We start from the raw sequence: 15,413 nt of genomic DNA, 5'->3' as shown, positions 1-15,413 counted from the left end.
AGTATGGGAATGTGAATGCGGAAGTGTAAATCAACGCGATTTAAACTCCGCCAAGAACATACTTGCGCTTGGGCATAAGCGTCTAGCAGTAGGAATCACCCTCCTTTCAGGTGGGTGAGGATGTCAATTTTCTGCCTTTTGCTTTCTAATGTGGCTCCCAGCAACTGCGGTAGAGAAGCAATAATGTCGGATCTGGCCTTAATTATGGCATTGCCGAGTGAATCCAAAGGTCTGTTTGAACAGGCTGGCATCGAGGTGCATTATAGTGGTATTGGCAAGATTAATGCTGCCTTTAAAGCCTTTGAGGTAATTCAGAAAACTGGCTGTAAAACCCTGTTAAATTTAGGTACGGCCGGCAGCTCCTATTTTAATGCGCATGAGCTGGTGGAAGTGACCCAGTTTGTACAGCGTGATATGGATGTATCGCCGTTGGGTTTTCAGGTCGGAGTGACGCCCATGGATGACGATCATCCGGCGGAAATTCATTTGCCGCAGCATTTTTCCCATTTACCGGCTGGTATTTGTGGCACCGGTGACAGCTTTGAAACTGGTACACCGAAAGTGGCCTGTAATCTGGTGGATATGGAAGGCTATGCGCTGGCCAAAGTCTGTAAAAAACTGGATGTACGGCTGATTTCCGTCAAATATATTACCGATGGCGCCAACGATACGGCACATCTGGACTGGGAAGAAAATCTGTTGCTGGGGGCGAAAAAATTATTGTCGTTATATCAGCAGAGTGGTTTTTAGTTCGGCGACCATAGCAAACTATGGTCGTATGCCAAAATCATGCTCAATCGTCGATTGATTCTGAGGGAGGTGCGGTATTCAGTTCTGGACGCGGCACAATACCATAAAGCATCAGATGCACGGTATGCTGGATAATGCGCTGCTGCATGCTGCGGTTGCGCAGGGTTTTGCCGGTGACCATTTCCATTTGCGTCGCGAAGTCTGCATAGTTCTGGGTCAGGGCCCAAATATTCAGAATCAGCAGTTCAGGGTCAATATCTTTGGAGATTTTGCCTTGTTCCTGCCAGTTGCTGATGACTTTGGCTTTACGCTTGACCAGTTTTTTCAGCGGACCTTTCAGGATTTCCAGAATATGCGGGGCACCCTGAATCACTTCCAGCGCAAACAGGCGTGAAGCTTTTGGCTGGGTGCGAGACACTTCAATCTTTTGCAATAAGTAGTTGGTGATCGCTTCTTCAGGTTCAAGCTCGGCTTCCAGCATTTGCAGTGGCGCCAGCCATTTCTGTAATACAGTGGTCAGCACTTCTACATATAACGCTTCTTTATTTTCATAGTAATAGAAAATATTCGACTTATGCATTTCTGCAATCTGAGCGATTTCATCTAAGCTCGCCCCATTAAAACCGTATAAGGAAAATACGTCGAGTGCTGCGTTCAGCAACTGATGTCGTTTTTGAGTACTCTTTTTTTGTTCCATTAGCAATTAAAAAACAATGAAAAGGGGGAATCACGAATTGTACGTCAAATCATCAGTTTTGTGCATCCTCGTCTATTGCAAATTATGATAAATGCAGCAGAATTTTGTAGATTAACTAATAATTTCCCCAGGATTGTTAAATTTAAGCCCTATAAAGCACACTTTTTGAGTCTGGTAAAAAATATAACTGAAGGCTTGATTTCAAAGATTTTTTATTCTTTTATTTTAAATCAAAATATAAGACATAGTTTATAGAAATAATCCTGCATCTATTCGGGCCTATGTCACAAAAGTTTCATAAACCGAGATGAAGTTTTACCCTTAAATTGAGCCGGAATTTAAGGGTAAAGCTGCGGGGGCAGGCTCAGACCAAAATTAATCCTCATGTGGCCAAGACTGCATCTAGCACCTGCTGCTCCAGTTCGGCAAAGGCAATACTTTTTTGCCGCGGGCGCGGTAAATTGACCTGAAAGGTTTTGGCAATATGACCACGATCGAGCAGAATAATCCGGTCGGCCAGCTGTACCGCTTCACTGACATCATGGGTGACTAAAATGGCAGTAAAGCCCTGTTCGGTCCAGAGCCGTTCAATCAGCTTCTGCATTTCCAGACGGGTCAGGGCATCCAGTGCACCTAAAGGTTCATCCAGCAATAAAATCCGCGGTTGATGCGACAGGGCACGTACCAACGCGGTACGTTGTCGTTGACCGCCAGACAGTTGCGAGGGCCATAGCCCGGCTTTGTCTTTCAGACCGACTTTTTCCAGCAGGGCGCTGGCATGTGCGTACTGGTCTTTGCCCAGACCAAGCTGTACATTCTGCTCGATGCTGCGCCATGGCAGCAGACGCGGGTCCTGAAACATCACCCGGATATCATCCGAGGTAATGCCTTCGCGGATATGCCGTGCCGACTTAAATTTGATTTCGCCGTAGCTTGGTTTTTCCAGATCGGCAATTAAACGCAGCAGGGTGCTTTTGCCACAGCCACTGCGTCCGACAATGGCCAGAAATTCGCCCGGCTGAATATGCAGATCCAGGTCTTGCAGCACCTTCACCGAACCATAAAACTTGTGTAACTGTTCAATCAGGATTTCCGCACCTGCCACCGCCTGCGGCTGAATATCCGGATTGCTGCGCAGTTTCGGGCTGCTGTGCTCGGCATGCAAGCCAGCAATTAAATTACTCATCTTCGCTCACTCCTTATTTCTGGTAGCCGGCATGCCAGCGCAGTAAATAGCGTTCCAAAGCCACGGCCAGTACGTCGGCCAGTTTACCCAGCAGGGCATACAGCAGGATGCCAACCAGCACGATATCGGTCTGTAAAAACTCACGCGCGTTCATAGTCATATAACCAATCCCGGACTGGGCGGAGATGGTTTCGGCGACAATTAGCAGCACCCAGACCAGACCTAAAGAAAAGCGCAGTCCAACCAGAATTGAAGGCATTGCACCCGGCAAGATAATTTCCTTATACAGTTGCCAGCGGCTCAGGCCGTAGCTTTTGCCCATTTCAATCAGCTGTGGATCGACCGAGCGAATGCCATGATAGGTATTAATGTAAATGGGAAAGAACACGCCAATCGCAACCAGAAATAATTTGGCTGTTTCATCAATCCCGAACCAGAGAATCACCAGCGGAATCAGCGCCAAAGCCGGAATATTACGAATCATCTGCAAGGTGGTATCCAGCAGGGTCGAGGCGGTTTTGGAGGAGCCATTTAACAGGCCAAGCAGCAGGCCCAAACCACCGCCAATCAACAAGCCGAGGAGGGCACGTCCGGCACTGACCTGAACGTGCTGCCACAGCTCGCCACTGACCAGTAAGCCCCAGAAGGCACTAACCACTGCCGTTGGTGCCGGTAAAATCCGGCTTTCCAGCAGGCCGGTACTTGAGGCCAGTTGCCAGAAAGCAATCAGTAATAATGGCACCAGCCAGGGCAGCACCCGCTGCCCAAATGATGTTCCACGTGAAACTTTGGCCTCTGCCAGCTGCTCCAGGGAAATGGTTTTACTCATCAGGCCGGCTCCTTCAGCTGTTTGCTCGCCTGGCTGTCTGCGGCGACATAGTTATTCGCAACAATTTCCCCAAAAGGACCGGTCAAATTCGGTTGTGCCAGTTTCTTGCGGGTTTCCAGCGGCAACAGCGGGAACACCAGTTCGGCAAAACGGATGGATTCTTCCAGATGCGGATAGCCGGAGAAAATAAAGGTGCTAATACCCAGGTCGGCATATTCCTGAATACGGGCCGCCACTGTTTCAGGGTCACCGACCAGTGCCGTACCGGCTCCACCACGTACCAGGCCTACGCCTGCCCAAAGATTTGGGGAGACTTCCAGTTTGCTGCGATCGCCATTGTGCAGTTCAGCCATACGGCGCTGACCGACGGAATCCATCGCTTTAAACTTGGCCTGTGCTGCGGCAATGGTGGCATCATCGACATACTGGATCAGCGCGTTGGCTGCTTGCCAGGCTTCTTTATTGGTTTCACGTACAATCACATGCAGACGGATGCCATAGTTTAGACTGCGGCCTTTGGCCGCGGCTTTGGCACGTACCGTTTCAATTTTTTCTTTTACTGCTGCCGGCGGTTCGCCCCAGGTTAAATAGGTGTCGACCTGATCGGTGGCCAGCTCAATGGCTGCATCGGAAGAGCCACCAAACCAGAGCGGTGGATATGGTTGCTGGACTGGTGGATAGAGCAGCTTGGCTTCATCGACCTGTAAACGTTCGCCGTGGAAGCTGAACGATTCACCTGTATGCGAGCGGGTTAAAATTTCACGCCAGATGGTGGTGTATTCCGCAGCCGTTTGATAACGCGTGGCATGATCTTCATAGACACCATCACCTTTCAGTTCCTGTTCATCACCGCCCGTGACCAGATTCAGTAACACCCGGCCGCCAGATAAACGGTCAAACGTCGCCGCCATACGCGCTGCTAAGGCTGGTGTGGTCACGCCTGGACGCAAGGCCACCAGAAATTTCAGATTCTGGGTCGCATCAATTAAACTGGCTGCAGTAATCCACGGATCTTCGCAAGAACGGCCGGTTGGAATCAGCACACCTTCATAACCTAAATTGTCCACTGCCACTGCAATCTGTTTCATATAGGCATGATCGACCTGACGGCCACCTTTGCTGGTACCTAAATAGCGGCTGTCACCATGGGTGGGAATAAACCAGAAAATTTTCATATTATCGTCCTTTATTTCAATGGGATTACTCGGTCATCAATCTGCAGTTGGAGCCGTCCAGACAATGGGCTGGACCTCAATCGGTTTTGGAATCAGCTTGAGCTGATAGAACTGGTCAGCAATTTTCTGCTGAGCCTGAATGACCGTCGGATTTAAGCTTTGAATCGGTGATGGTTTCAGGCGGCGGTCAAAGGCGTTTTTGGCGACCGCCGGGTCCAGGCCGGTATTTTTCTGATAAATTTCTAGGGCCTGAGACTGGTGTTTAACAATCCACTGATCCGCGGCATTCAGGGCCGTCAGAAAGCCGGTGGTGGCCTGTGGATGTGCGGCAATAAATTTGGGATTGGCCACATAAAACGAATAGGTCTGGTCAAACTCACCGGTCTTGATCAGCGGGCGGGCCTGTCCATGCAGTTCAGCCGCAGACAGGAACGGGTCCCAGATGGCCCAGGCATCAATCGACTGCTTGTCAAAGGCGGCACGTGCATCGGCCGGTGGCAGCCAGATTGGCTGAATATCCGACCAGTTCAAGTTGGCTTTGGCCAGCACTTTGGCCAGAAATTCGTGGGCATTGGAGCCTTTTTGCAGGGCAATACGTTTGCCTTTTAAATCCTGCAGGGTCTGTATGGCACTTTGCTGTGGTACCACTAAGGCCAGTGAATGGTCGGCATAGACTTCATAGCCGACATAGTTCAGCTCCTTGCCAGCCGCCTGGGCAAAAATGGGCGGGGTATTCCCCACTGAACCATAATCGACTGCACCAACGGCCAGGGCTTCCAGCATTTGCGGTCCGGCCGGAAATTCTTTCCATTCAATTTTGGCCTGTGGGAACTGCTGTTCCAGCAGTTTTTCATCACGTGCCACCAGTAAATTTAAGGAAGATTTCTGGTAGCCAATAGAAATGGTTTTCACCGCCTGTTCAGTTGAGTTGTTGTCTGTTACCGCCTTGTGGGCTTCCGGTTTCTTGCAGCCGCTGAGACCCAGTCCCAGCGTGGAAATGCCCAGCAGCGCCCAGGTTGTTAATTTACGCATCTTTTATTCCTCATTCTTGTTGTGTCGACTGCGTATTCAGCAGGGCCGCCTGAATCTGAATTTGCTGTGGAATCAGCTTTTGCTGATAAAAGGCATCAGCTACATATTGCTGTTCTTTGGCCACGTCACTAGAGATGGCCTGTACGCCAAAGCCCATACGGGAAATTGAAGTTTTTAAGACCTCGACATCCAGGCCGGTCGGTTTTTGCAGCAGTTGAGCCGCTTCATCCTGATGCTGGACCACCCATTGTGTGGTGCTGTTCAAGCTTTGCACCACGGTGTCTAGAACCTGCGGATGCTGCTCGGCAAACTGACGATCCGCCAGATAGAACTGATGGTTGCTGACCAGATTTTCGCCGGTGGCAATGACCCGTGCGCCAATCTGATGTTCGGCTGCGGCAAAGAATGGGTCCCAGATCACCCAGGCATCCACCGAACCACGTTCAAAGGCTGCGCGGGCATCGGATGGGGGTAAATACACCACTTGAATATCGTGCAGGCTAAGCTGGTTGGCTGCTAACAGCTTCAGCAGCAGATAATGCACATTGGAGCCTTTGTTCAGGGCAATGCGTTTGCCTTTTAAATCCTGCACCGACTGAATGGCCGAGTCTTTAGGCACAATTAAGGCCTCAGCTAGCGGCGCTTTAGGCTGGTTGGCCACATAAACCAGTTTGGAATTGGCTGCCTGCGCAAAAATGGGCGGTGCTTCGCCGGCTTCCCCAAAGGCCACACTGCCGACATTTAAACCTTCCAATAATTGCGGGCCGGCTGGAAATTCTACCCATTTCACCTGTACACCCTGGGCTTTTAAGGCCTGTTCCAGTTCACCGCGTTCTTTGACAATTGGTAAAATGCCGTATTTCTGGAAACCAATATTCAGGGTAATGTTGTCCGCGTCTTTGGGGCTGCTACAGGCAGTCATGAACATGGCACCCGCCACCACGGCAGATAAAATAGCGCTTTGAGTTGAAAAAATACGGCGTAGGCTGCTCATGAAAATACCTGCTCTCGGAAATTAAAAAAATTCAAAAGTGGAGAATGAGAGCTACCTTAAAGATTTTTCTTTTTCGAAAAAAATAACAAATCAGGAATTTCTAATCAGGAAAAAAGATAAATAAAGATGTGCAAATCTTATGCATAAATCTGATTTATAAAATAGATAATCTATTAAAAGCTTAAGTGTTAAATTGTTGTATTTAAAATATTTTTATTAAATTGAAGGCGCAGGAATAAGCTTATGCCCATTCCTGCTAATGTAAGATGCAGCAGAATTGGGCCGGCTGCAGATAAGCATATGTCAAATTGAGCTAAAGCCGGCCTTGAACAGATCAGGTGAGTGACTTTTTACAGACCAGTGAATTACGCTGGTAGTTGTATAAGGCTTGGCGGGCATTGGGTAAGTCATCGACACTGGCCGGCTCAAAGCCCTGTTCCAGAAACCAGTGCGCAGTACGGGTGGTCAGAATAAACAGCTGCTGAATACCAAGGCTACGGGCTTTATCTTCCAGATAATGCAGAATCTGGCTGCCACGATTGGATTTACGATAGGCCGGATGTACCGCCACGCAGGCAATTTCCGCCGAGCGCAGTTCATTGTCGCTGACCGGTAGCGGATACAGCGCCGCACAGGCCAGAATGGTGCCATCACGTTCAATCACCGCAAACTGTTCAATTTCATTTTCCAGCCGTTCCCGCGAACGGTAGACCAGCACACCTTCTTCTTCCAGCGGGCGCAGCAGGCTGATGAGACCGCCGACATCCTGAATATTGGCGGTGCGCACTTCTTCATAATGGGCATCGGTAATCATGGTACCGGCACCATCGCGGGTAAACAGCTCTTCCAGTAGTGCGCCATCAGAGGCATAGGAAATCAGATGTACGCGATTGACGCCCTGAGTGGCAGCATCCTGTGCGCCGCGTAAATGCAGGGCCATTTCCGGCTGGCTGGCCTGATACAGACCAATATAATGATTGAGCTGGGATGGGCGGATTTCACGTTGCAGCTGACCCTGTTCATTCAGTAAACCCTGCTGTTTGCCCAAGAAAATCAGTTTGTCGGCTTGCAGGCGAATTGCGGTTTTGGTGGCGACTTCTTCAGCCAGTAAATTAAACACTTCGCCCGTTGTGGAATAGCCGGTCGGGCCGAGCACGACAATATTATGATTGTTCAGATGACGCTGAATGGCATCGGTATCGACACTGCGCACTTCGCCAGTCAGCTGGAAATCGACTCCATCGCGAATACCATAGGGTTTGGCGGTAATAAAATTACCTGAGACCACATCAATGCGGGCGCCGTACATCGGCGAGTTGGCCAGTCCCATCGACAGCAGGGCTTCAATCTGCAGGCGAATTGAACCGACTGCATTCATGACACAGCTTAACGATTCGCGGGTGGTAATGCGCCGTTGCTGATGAAACGGGGTGTCGATCTGGCTGGCCTGTAAATTCTGGTTAATCTGCGGACGGGCACCATGCACCAGCACCAGCCGGATACCCAGCGAATGCAGCAGGGCAATATCATGAATAATATGCTGGAAATTGTCATGCAGGACCGCTTCACCATCAAACATCAGCACAAAGGTTTTATTGCGATGGGCATTGATATAAGGCGCAGAATGTCGAAACCAGTGCACATATTGCAAAGTTGTGCTGTGTGATGTTTCGGTAGAATTCAGGTGCATGCCGGTCTCAATCAAGCAAAAGTCTTATAGCGGATTCTAATCAAAAAATACCGGGGCGTAAGCTGAAAAAATAAAAAAACACCTGAACGGGGTGGTTCAGGTGTAAAGAGGGAAGGGAAAATGAGACGAAACCCTTAGCCCATAATGCGAATAATCCGGTTGGTACGTTCGTTGATCATCACGTAATCGCCATTAATTTTGTACCACTGCTGATAACGGCCGGTGTTTGGTAAACGACGCGCTTCGCGGTCACTGACTTTATAACGGGACTGGTCATAGGCACGCGGTAAGGTCTGGCCCACGCGCCAGTCACGGCTCGGATTTACGCGCACAACCGGACGTTTATGATCACGGTCCCAACGGCTGTCCTGATGTTTGTAGTGGGTTGCCGCACGACGGTCATGATCACGATGATCAGGCGCAGCCATGGCTGTAGTAGCCATAAACGCACTTAAAGACAGGGCAATGGTGGTTAATACTTTTTTCATGACGCTCACCTTTGAGTCAAACTGTATATCTCTGGAATACGTCCAAATTAACCAGAAAGTTGAGATAAAGGATGAGAGCAATTGAGATGAATTGTGAAAATCATGAAGAAAAAGCGGAGAGCCTGAAAGCCGGCTAGCATCTGCCCTACAGCCAAAATAGCAGCTTAAAGAATTGCCGATATAAAAAAGCCCAAACCGATGTTTGGGCGACCGAGGAGTGGGACTGAAACTGTCGGAGTGCAGCTTAGAAAGACAGGATTTTAAGAATACTGTGGGTATCGGCATTGACCAGAATATAGTCATTATTGACCTTATACCATTGCTGCTTACGGTCCGGTTTAGGCAGGTTATGCTCTTTATATTCGACTTTGTAGCCATTGCCACGATAATGCTGCGGCATCACATAACCGGTTTGCCATTTATGCTGCTGTAAACGCTGATAGCCACGTTCTTCACGCTGGCGGCGTTTTTCATAAACCTCTTTCGATTCACGATATTCACGATGTTTTTTGCCCTGACCGTGCTGACGTGACTGTTCATAGCCGCGTCCCGGATTGTCAAACTGAGGTGCAGCCGCAGTGATCCCGCTGGCCAGCAACGCACTGAAAGAGATCGCCATAACTGTCACTATCTTTTTCATGTGAAAAAACCTCGTTTATCGTCTTTTATTTCACTGTGTCTTACTGTACGAAAAAAATGCAGAGAAACTGTGAAGAAAGATCGTTAATTCTTTATCGAAAGCAGAGATATTTTGGATATTATGCTGGAAAAGTAACAGATGATGAAAGACTTATCTGTTGTCACGTGAACTGGTTATACAACATTGGGCGCAAAAAGCCTAGCCCGTATTGCCGGGATTCTGCCCGCAGTCAGTTCCATTGCTGGCTTAAGTCCTGCAAGGAGTCGATGGCATGGGCCAGACATTCGGCCTGCTGGCCATCTTCAAGTACAGCCAATAAGCTGGCGGGCAGTTGTAAGTGTTCAATGGAACGGATAATGTCATTTTTACGTTGCTGGTCGGCCATGTGCTGCTCCTTTCATTGATTCATTGCGGTTGAGTAGCAGTATAGGCCGGATGTTTCAATTTGAAAAACCGAATAATTTTATAAAAATGATTTAAAAATACGATTTATGGTCTGGTAGTGTATAAAATTTAGCAGCGCATAAAAAAGGACCCGCAGGTCCTGGATTCAAGCATGTGCTTAGTAGGCATATTTCAGGTCGGTATAGTCGGTCAGTGACTTCTGGATATGCGCCTGAATAAATTCGCGTACATCTTCGGCGCTCATTGGCTGGCCCTGTTTGGTAATCACATGCTCGACCGGGGCTTGGCCATCGACCAGAATCCGGTAGACAAAGTTTTTATAGACGGCATAGTCCTCGGCCTGTTTATAAATACCGGTGATATAGCTGTAGTGATGTTCAAAGTTCAGATCGGTATGCGAAAAGATAAACTGGTCAAACAGTTTCAGGTTTTGCCCGGTCTCGAGTGCCTGTAGTTCATCGAGAATACTGGCTTCAAATTTCATGCCGTATTTTTCAGAAATGGCTTGACCATTAATCAATAAAGACACCATGCCATCTTCATGGGTCGTTACTGTGATATTGCTAAAGTCAGACATGGGCATCTCGGGATAATCAGAAACAGGGCTTTAGTATCGGCAAATTTTGCTGAAATTCAAGCCGACTTAAGCCCAAACCGGTATATTTACGCAAAGTGGGAGCAATTACAGCTTTATGGATGGGCATAAAAAAGGAAGCACAGGGCTTCCTTCATGGACACAGCGAGGGCATTAGTCCTGTGCATCAATACTCTGGCCGTTCATGTGCAGACTGTCATCGCCCATTAAATATAAATAGGCTGGCATGATTGATTCCGGTGTCGGCAAGGTTTTCGGGTCTTCATCCGGATAGGCCTTGGCGCGCATGGCGGTGCGGGTCGCGCCCGGATTAATGCAGTTATAACGGATATTCGGATGTACATTTTCCTGGGCAAACAGTTTGCTGACCGCTTCAATGGCAATTTTAGACACCGAATAGGCGCCCCAACGCTCACGTACTTCACGACCGACGCCCGAACTGGCAAATACCACCGAAGCATGTGCCGATTTTTCCAGTAAAGGCAGCAGTTCCTGGGTCATGACAAAGGGTGCCCGCAGGTTGACGGCCATCACATCATCCCAGACATCAGCCGGATAATGCACCAGTTCGGTCCGTTCACCCAGAATGCCGGCATTGTGCAAAATGCCATCCAGACGGCCAAACTGCTTGTCGAGCGTATCGACCAGCAATTCATAATCACGCGATGACGCACTGGACAGCTGGAGCGGAAGAATGGCTGGCTGCGGCGCGCCTAAACCTTCAATTTCATCATAGATGACTTCCAGTTTATTCAGGGTGCGACCATGCAGGACAACGGTTGCGCCGTGCAGTGCAAAGCTGATCGCGGCTGCACGTCCAATACCGTCGCCCGCACCTGTAATCAGGATCACGCGATCTTTGAGCAGATCAGGGCGAGGTTGATATTCTGAATATTTCATGATCGACCTCCGTTTTTTGCTGTAATTATGAAGTGATTGAATGTTGTTGTTGCTGTGACAGCATCTGGTGCAAGACCTGATGTAATTCTGTGACATTATTCACTATACAGTCTGCCTGCCAGGCTGTTAAGTCATCTTTGTGTTGTAAGGGTAAATAGCCATAAGCCGCCAGAATGGTGTACATGCTGGCATTGCGTCCGGCATCAATATCACGTGGATGATCGCCGACATAAACACACTGCTGCGGTTCCAGTCCCAGCTGTGCTGCGGCCAGATACATCGGTTCCGGATCGGGTTTGGTCTTGCTGACATCTTCCGGGCAGACCAGTACCGCACAGCGTTCGGTCAGGTTCAGGGCTTTTAACAGCGCTTCACTGAGCCAGCGTGGCTTGTTGGTGACAATACCCCAGGGAATTTGCTGCTGTTCCAGCTGCTCTAGCAGTGGATACATGCCTTCAAACAGGTCGGTTTCTACCGCAATATCGGCGCCGTAAAGGTCTAAAAAGCGCTGGCGATGGCCTAAAAAGACCGGGTCTTCCACTTCCAGCTCCGGATATACCAGCTTGACCATGGCGCGTGCGCCTTCAGAGACCTGGGTGCGAATCTGCTCGGCGGCGACAATGTCACAGCCTTTATCGCGGCACATGTCCTGAATAATACGGATAAAGTCGGCCGCGGTATCAATTAAGGTGCCGTCGAGGTCAAATAAAACCGCTTTCATTGGCCACCTTCATTCAGGGTATGCACCATATAGTTGACATCAACATTGGGCGCCAGCCAGTAGCGTTTGGTCAGTGGGTTATAGTGCAAACCGGTCATATCTTTCAGTTTCAGGCCGGCATTGCGAATATCGTGTGCCAGTTCGGACGGCTTGATAAATTTATGATAATCATGCGTGCCTTTGGCCAGCATACGCAGCACATATTCCGCGCCAATAATCGCAAATAAATAGGCTTTCGGATTACGGTTAATGGTCGAGAAGAACACATGGCCGCCCGGTTTGACCAGCTTCTGGCAGGCCTGAATAATTGAGGCCGGATCGGGTACATGCTCCAGCATTTCCATACAGGTCACCACATCGTACTGGCCAGCCTGTTCTTCTGCCAGTTGCTCAACTGGAATCTGGCGATATTCAATATTTTCGACGCCTTCCTGCTGGGCATGTAAACGTGCCACATTCAGCGGCGCCTCGCCCATATCAATCCCGAGTACATCGGCACCACGGCGCGCCATGCTTTCCGAAAGAATGCCGCCGCCACAACCGACATCCAGCACTTTTTTGCCAGCCAGTCCGCCTGAATGTTCATCAATCCAGTTTAAACGGAGCGGGTTAATTTGATGCAAAGGGCGGAACTCAGAATGCTGATCCCACCATATAGCTGCGAATGCTTCAAATTTGGCAATTTCTTGCGGATCAACATTCAGTTGCGACATTGGTGTCACCTCAATCAAGTTATTATGATTTCAAAAAGTCTATGCTGTTTAGTGTAGCGTTTATTCTGGAAAAAGCGATAAAAGCCGTAAAAAAGTTCACAGAAGCAAAACGAAAACGGCATAATTGATTTATAGTGTTCGCATAAGCTAATCATAACGATTTATGAGGACAATAAGTTCAATGAAAAAGTTTCTTTTGGGTAGCCTTGCAACCGCAATGTTTGCAATTTCAGGTGGCGCATGGGCGGCCAATTTTGTTGAAGGCCAAGACTATCGCGTACTGGCCAATCCGGGCAAAGTCGATGTGCCGGGTAAAATTGAAGTCCGTGAATTCTTCTGGTATGGCTGTGGCCACTGCTTTACCTTGGAGCCGCATATGCAAGCCTGGCTGCGTAAGCTGCCAAAAGATGTGAACTTTGTGCGTACTCCGGCTGCCATGAACCAGGTCTGGGAAATGAATGCGCGCGGCTATTATGTGTCGGAAGCACTGGGCGTCCGTAAACGTACCCACTTGCCGTTATTCCATGCCATTCATGACAAAGGCCAGCAGATTTTTGACCAGAAATCCCAGGCCAAATTCTTTGTCAAATACGGTATTCCTGAAGCCAAGTTCAACAGCATGTTTAACTCTTTTGCGATTACCTCTAAAGTGGCACAGGCCAATAAACTGGCGCGCCAATACCAGTTGACCGGTGTGCCGGCAGTGGTGGTCAATGGTAAATATGTGGTGTCGGGCGATAACGGCAAAGTGATTCAGGTGGTGAACTACCTGGTCGATAAAGAACGTAAAGCCAAATAAAAGCCCAACATGATGTTAAAAACCCGCTGTTTAAAGCGGGTTTTTTAGTGCTGCGGTTTCATGCATTGTGATGTTTGGTCGCTCCCAATGGCTAATACCACGAAACAGCAATTGCACCTGGATAATGGTCTGCTTGGTAAACTGTTGCTGCTGCTGGCTTAGGGCCTCACCTTCAAACTGGCGACTGAGGCCAATCCAGCTCATGGCCCAGTTAAAGGACAGGTTAATTAAAATATTGGCCAGTACTTTAAAATCTTCCGGATGTTCAAAATGCTGCACGCTTTCTACCCGTTTCAGGTCGTTGGCAAAATCATCAATTAAAAACTCGATTTCCCGGGCAATGGCCTGACGTACCGTGGCCGAGCCGCCCCAACGTTCGGCAATTAGAAAAATCCATTGCTGCGGATGCTGATCGACTGCCTGAAAAAACAGTTCAACGCTGGTGCGGGTTTTGGCATTGGGCAGATATAAATAGGCCTGACCCAGCTGATGCAGAATGCTTTTTAAATGCAGCGCCACCTGATCGACCAGTTCTGCACCGAGTTCATCCATATCCTGAAAATGCCGGTAGAACGCCGTTGGCACCAGCCCGACATGGCGGGAAATCTCCCTTAAGCTGATGCTGCTAAAAGAGCGCTCGGCAGTACTTAAGGTCAGGGCCGCATCTAAAATGGCCTGACGACTTTGCTGCTTACGTTCTTCCCGAATCGACATGTCACATCCCTGATACTGTTTAAAAATTCATCTCTGTGGCTATTATAGAGCAGAATCGGTCCGGGCAGCAGCCATGCTGTTGCATTGGCTGTGTAGGGCCCGCTTTTCTGTGGCGAGATTGTGTAAAAGCCGACCCGGGGACAAAACCTGTGCGCTTGCATCTGCTATACTGGCCGACAATTTATTTGAGTCAAAATAAGGACAACTTATGCGTATCGACCAACGTACCCTAGATCAATTGCGTGATGTCAAAATTACCCGTAATTACACACGTTATGCGGAAGGTTCTGTCTTGGTTGAATTTGGTCATACCAAAGTGCTGTGTACTGCCAGTATTGATAACTCGGTACCGCGCTTTTTAAAAGGCAAAGGCCAGGGCTGGGTAACTGCAGAATATGGCATGTTGCCACGTTCTACCCATACGCGTAGTGACCGTGAAGCGGCACGGGGTAAACAGAGCGGCCGTACTCAGGAAATCCAGCGTTTAATTGGCCGCAGTCTGCGTGCCATGGTCGATCTGAAAAAACTCGGTGAAAATACCATTACCATTGACTGTGATGTAATTCAGGCCGATGGCGGTACCCGTACTGCCGCAATTACCGGTGCAGCGGTGGCGCTGGTCGATGCCATGAATGTGCTGCTGGAAAGCAAAAAAATTAAACAGGACCCGTTAAAAGGTCTGGTCGCTGCTATTTCTGTGGGTATGTATCAGGACGAAGTATTGCTGGACCTGTGCTATGAAGAAGATTCAAACTGCCAGACTGACCTGAATGTAGTGATGACCCAGGCCGGTGAATTTATTGAAATTCAGGGCACTGCTGAAGATAAACCATTTACCCGTCTGCAATGTAATGCCATGCTGGAAATGGCCGAGCAGGGCATTCAGGAACTGATCAAAAAGCAGCAACAGGCCTTGGGCTGGTAAACACTGCAAGATCAGAACCATATATTTATAAAACGCATCTCCGGATCACTGCTGTCCCATAGTTTGCTTTAAATAAAAAAACCTGAGTCCTAACAGTTAAAATATGAGTGTAAACAAACACTTTAACGACCAGGATTCAGGTTTTGTCACATCAGAATAC

General features: G+C 48.8%; 18 protein-coding genes and 1 pseudogene. 4 read left to right on the top strand and 15 right to left on the bottom strand.

All coding sequences use genetic code 11. From position 1 onward, the window contains the following. Window positions 1-118, top strand: a pseudogene (locus FTU50_RS15395) (RNA-guided endonuclease TnpB family protein); the annotation flags it as partial. Window positions 119-183: 65 nt separating this feature from the next. Then, window positions 184-750 (top strand): hypothetical protein, encoded by a 567-nt coding sequence (locus tag FTU50_RS13870; RefSeq protein WP_005181021.1) that lies wholly within the window; start codon window positions 184-186, stop codon window positions 748-750. 43 nt (window positions 751-793) lie between these two features. Here FTU50_RS13870 and FTU50_RS13865 read toward each other — a convergent pair whose 3' ends face one another. The 14 genes from FTU50_RS13865 to ubiG form a co-directional block, all read right to left on the bottom strand. Further along, window positions 794-1,447, bottom strand: a complete 654-nt coding sequence (locus tag FTU50_RS13865) for a TetR family transcriptional regulator C-terminal domain-containing protein (protein WP_005181018.1) — start codon at window positions 1,445-1,447, stop codon at window positions 794-796. 382 nt (window positions 1,448-1,829) lie between these two features. Next, entirely contained in the window at window positions 1,830-2,633 is an 804-nt protein-coding gene (locus tag FTU50_RS13860; RefSeq protein ID WP_016658676.1) for an ABC transporter ATP-binding protein, read from the bottom strand. 13 nt (window positions 2,634-2,646) lie between these two features. Beyond that, window positions 2,647-3,462, bottom strand: coding sequence for an aliphatic sulfonate ABC transporter permease SsuC (gene ssuC, locus FTU50_RS13855; protein ID WP_160240810.1), 816 nt, complete (start codon window positions 3,460-3,462; stop codon window positions 2,647-2,649). Beyond that, window positions 3,462-4,637: an FMNH2-dependent alkanesulfonate monooxygenase gene (ssuD, locus tag FTU50_RS13850; protein ID WP_016658677.1), complete on the bottom strand. Its 1,176-nt coding sequence runs from the start codon at window positions 4,635-4,637 to the stop codon at window positions 3,462-3,464. Before ssuD ends, ssuC begins: the two co-directional genes overlap by 1 nt. A 36-nt stretch (window positions 4,638-4,673) precedes the next feature. After that, window positions 4,674-5,669: an aliphatic sulfonate ABC transporter substrate-binding protein gene (locus tag FTU50_RS13845; RefSeq protein WP_180055170.1), complete on the bottom strand. Its 996-nt coding sequence runs from the start codon at window positions 5,667-5,669 to the stop codon at window positions 4,674-4,676. Between the two features lie 10 nt (window positions 5,670-5,679). Next, the gene (locus FTU50_RS13840) at window positions 5,680-6,663 is read right to left on the bottom strand and encodes a sulfonate ABC transporter substrate-binding protein (protein WP_180055172.1); all 984 of its coding nucleotides are present in this window, start codon (window positions 6,661-6,663) and stop codon (window positions 5,680-5,682) included. A 334-nt stretch (window positions 6,664-6,997) separates the two neighbouring features. Further along, window positions 6,998-8,353 carry an amino-acid N-acetyltransferase gene (gene argA / locus FTU50_RS13835; RefSeq protein WP_016658680.1) on the bottom strand — a complete coding sequence of 452 codons (1,356 nt, stop codon included), beginning with the start codon at window positions 8,351-8,353 and terminating at the stop codon, window positions 6,998-7,000. A gap of 134 nt (window positions 8,354-8,487) precedes the next feature. Beyond that, window positions 8,488-8,841: an RcnB family protein gene (locus tag FTU50_RS13830; RefSeq protein ID WP_005180985.1), complete on the bottom strand. Its 354-nt coding sequence runs from the start codon at window positions 8,839-8,841 to the stop codon at window positions 8,488-8,490. Window positions 8,842-9,085: 244 nt separating this feature from the next. Then, window positions 9,086-9,481: an RcnB family protein gene (locus tag FTU50_RS13825; RefSeq protein WP_005180983.1), complete on the bottom strand. Its 396-nt coding sequence runs from the start codon at window positions 9,479-9,481 to the stop codon at window positions 9,086-9,088. A gap of 229 nt (window positions 9,482-9,710) precedes the next feature. After that, window positions 9,711-9,866, bottom strand: a complete 156-nt coding sequence (locus FTU50_RS13820) for a hypothetical protein (RefSeq protein WP_005180980.1) — start codon at window positions 9,864-9,866, stop codon at window positions 9,711-9,713. Window positions 9,867-10,043: 177 nt separating this feature from the next. Then, window positions 10,044-10,463, bottom strand: coding sequence for a hypothetical protein (locus FTU50_RS13815; RefSeq protein WP_005180979.1), 420 nt, complete (start codon window positions 10,461-10,463; stop codon window positions 10,044-10,046). 171 nt (window positions 10,464-10,634) lie between these two features. Then, window positions 10,635-11,381 (bottom strand): YciK family oxidoreductase, encoded by a 747-nt coding sequence (locus FTU50_RS13810; RefSeq protein ID WP_005180975.1) that lies wholly within the window; start codon window positions 11,379-11,381, stop codon window positions 10,635-10,637. A 25-nt stretch (window positions 11,382-11,406) separates the two neighbouring features. Further along, window positions 11,407-12,102 (bottom strand): HAD family hydrolase, encoded by a 696-nt coding sequence (locus FTU50_RS13805; RefSeq protein WP_180047365.1) that lies wholly within the window; start codon window positions 12,100-12,102, stop codon window positions 11,407-11,409. After that, window positions 12,099-12,815 carry a bifunctional 2-polyprenyl-6-hydroxyphenol methylase/3-demethylubiquinol 3-O-methyltransferase UbiG gene (ubiG, locus tag FTU50_RS13800; protein WP_005180969.1) on the bottom strand — a complete coding sequence of 239 codons (717 nt, stop codon included), beginning with the start codon at window positions 12,813-12,815 and terminating at the stop codon, window positions 12,099-12,101. Before ubiG ends, FTU50_RS13805 begins: the two co-directional genes overlap by 4 nt. Before the next feature lie 181 nt (window positions 12,816-12,996). Between ubiG and FTU50_RS13795 the strand changes: the two genes are divergently transcribed. After that, a complete protein-coding gene (locus tag FTU50_RS13795; RefSeq protein WP_016658685.1) occupies window positions 12,997-13,614 on the top strand; it encodes a thiol:disulfide interchange protein DsbA/DsbL in 618 nt (205 codons plus the stop codon). A 30-nt stretch (window positions 13,615-13,644) separates the two neighbouring features. On the opposite strand, the gene FTU50_RS13790 is transcribed toward FTU50_RS13795, so the two are convergent. Then, window positions 13,645-14,328, bottom strand: coding sequence for a TetR family transcriptional regulator (locus tag FTU50_RS13790; protein WP_180047364.1), 684 nt, complete (start codon window positions 14,326-14,328; stop codon window positions 13,645-13,647). A gap of 208 nt (window positions 14,329-14,536) precedes the next feature. Between FTU50_RS13790 and rph the strand changes: the two genes are divergently transcribed. Next, window positions 14,537-15,253: a ribonuclease PH gene (gene rph / locus FTU50_RS13785; protein ID WP_005180961.1), complete on the top strand. Its 717-nt coding sequence runs from the start codon at window positions 14,537-14,539 to the stop codon at window positions 15,251-15,253. Window positions 15,254-15,413 lie beyond the last annotated feature (160 nt).

Origin of the sequence: Acinetobacter sp. YH12112, from assembly GCF_013418945.1 — a bacterium.
GTDB lineage: Bacteria > Pseudomonadota > Gammaproteobacteria > Pseudomonadales > Moraxellaceae > Acinetobacter > Acinetobacter indicus.
The sequence above is the reverse complement of the archived record's forward strand: the minus strand, read 5'-3'. Positions and strand labels throughout refer to the sequence as shown.

Excerpts from the sequence above, each read along its gene's own strand:
- rph (WP_005180961.1), top strand. The coding sequence starts at position 14,537 with ATGCGTATCGACCAACGTACCCTAGATCAATTGCGTGATGTCAAAATT.
- FTU50_RS13815 (WP_005180979.1), bottom strand. The coding sequence starts at position 10,463 with ATGTCTGACTTTAGCAATATCACAGTAACGACCCATGAAGATGGCATG.
- FTU50_RS13830 (WP_005180985.1), bottom strand. The coding sequence starts at position 8,841 with ATGAAAAAAGTATTAACCACCATTGCCCTGTCTTTAAGTGCGTTTATG.
- FTU50_RS13795 (WP_016658685.1), top strand. The coding sequence starts at position 12,997 with ATGAAAAAGTTTCTTTTGGGTAGCCTTGCAACCGCAATGTTTGCAATT.
- FTU50_RS13840 (WP_180055172.1), bottom strand. The coding sequence starts at position 6,663 with ATGAGCAGCCTACGCCGTATTTTTTCAACTCAAAGCGCTATTTTATCT.
- FTU50_RS13825 (WP_005180983.1), bottom strand. The coding sequence starts at position 9,481 with ATGAAAAAGATAGTGACAGTTATGGCGATCTCTTTCAGTGCGTTGCTG.
- FTU50_RS13865 (WP_005181018.1), bottom strand. The coding sequence starts at position 1,447 with ATGGAACAAAAAAAGAGTACTCAAAAACGACATCAGTTGCTGAACGCA.
- FTU50_RS13790 (WP_180047364.1), bottom strand. The coding sequence starts at position 14,328 with ATGTCGATTCGGGAAGAACGTAAGCAGCAAAGTCGTCAGGCCATTTTA.
- ssuD (WP_016658677.1), bottom strand. The coding sequence starts at position 4,637 with ATGAAAATTTTCTGGTTTATTCCCACCCATGGTGACAGCCGCTATTTA.
- FTU50_RS13860 (WP_016658676.1), bottom strand. The coding sequence starts at position 2,633 with ATGAGTAATTTAATTGCTGGCTTGCATGCCGAGCACAGCAGCCCGAAA.
- FTU50_RS13845 (WP_180055170.1), bottom strand. The coding sequence starts at position 5,669 with ATGCGTAAATTAACAACCTGGGCGCTGCTGGGCATTTCCACGCTGGGA.
- ubiG (WP_005180969.1), bottom strand. The coding sequence starts at position 12,815 with ATGTCGCAACTGAATGTTGATCCGCAAGAAATTGCCAAATTTGAAGCA.
- ssuC (WP_160240810.1), bottom strand. The coding sequence starts at position 3,462 with ATGAGTAAAACCATTTCCCTGGAGCAGCTGGCAGAGGCCAAAGTTTCA.
- FTU50_RS13810 (WP_005180975.1), bottom strand. The coding sequence starts at position 11,381 with ATGAAATATTCAGAATATCAACCTCGCCCTGATCTGCTCAAAGATCGC.
- FTU50_RS13870 (WP_005181021.1), top strand. The coding sequence starts at position 184 with ATGTCGGATCTGGCCTTAATTATGGCATTGCCGAGTGAATCCAAAGGT.
- argA (WP_016658680.1), bottom strand. The coding sequence starts at position 8,353 with ATGCACCTGAATTCTACCGAAACATCACACAGCACAACTTTGCAATAT.
- FTU50_RS13805 (WP_180047365.1), bottom strand. The coding sequence starts at position 12,102 with ATGAAAGCGGTTTTATTTGACCTCGACGGCACCTTAATTGATACCGCG.
- FTU50_RS13820 (WP_005180980.1), bottom strand. The coding sequence starts at position 9,866 with ATGGCCGACCAGCAACGTAAAAATGACATTATCCGTTCCATTGAACAC.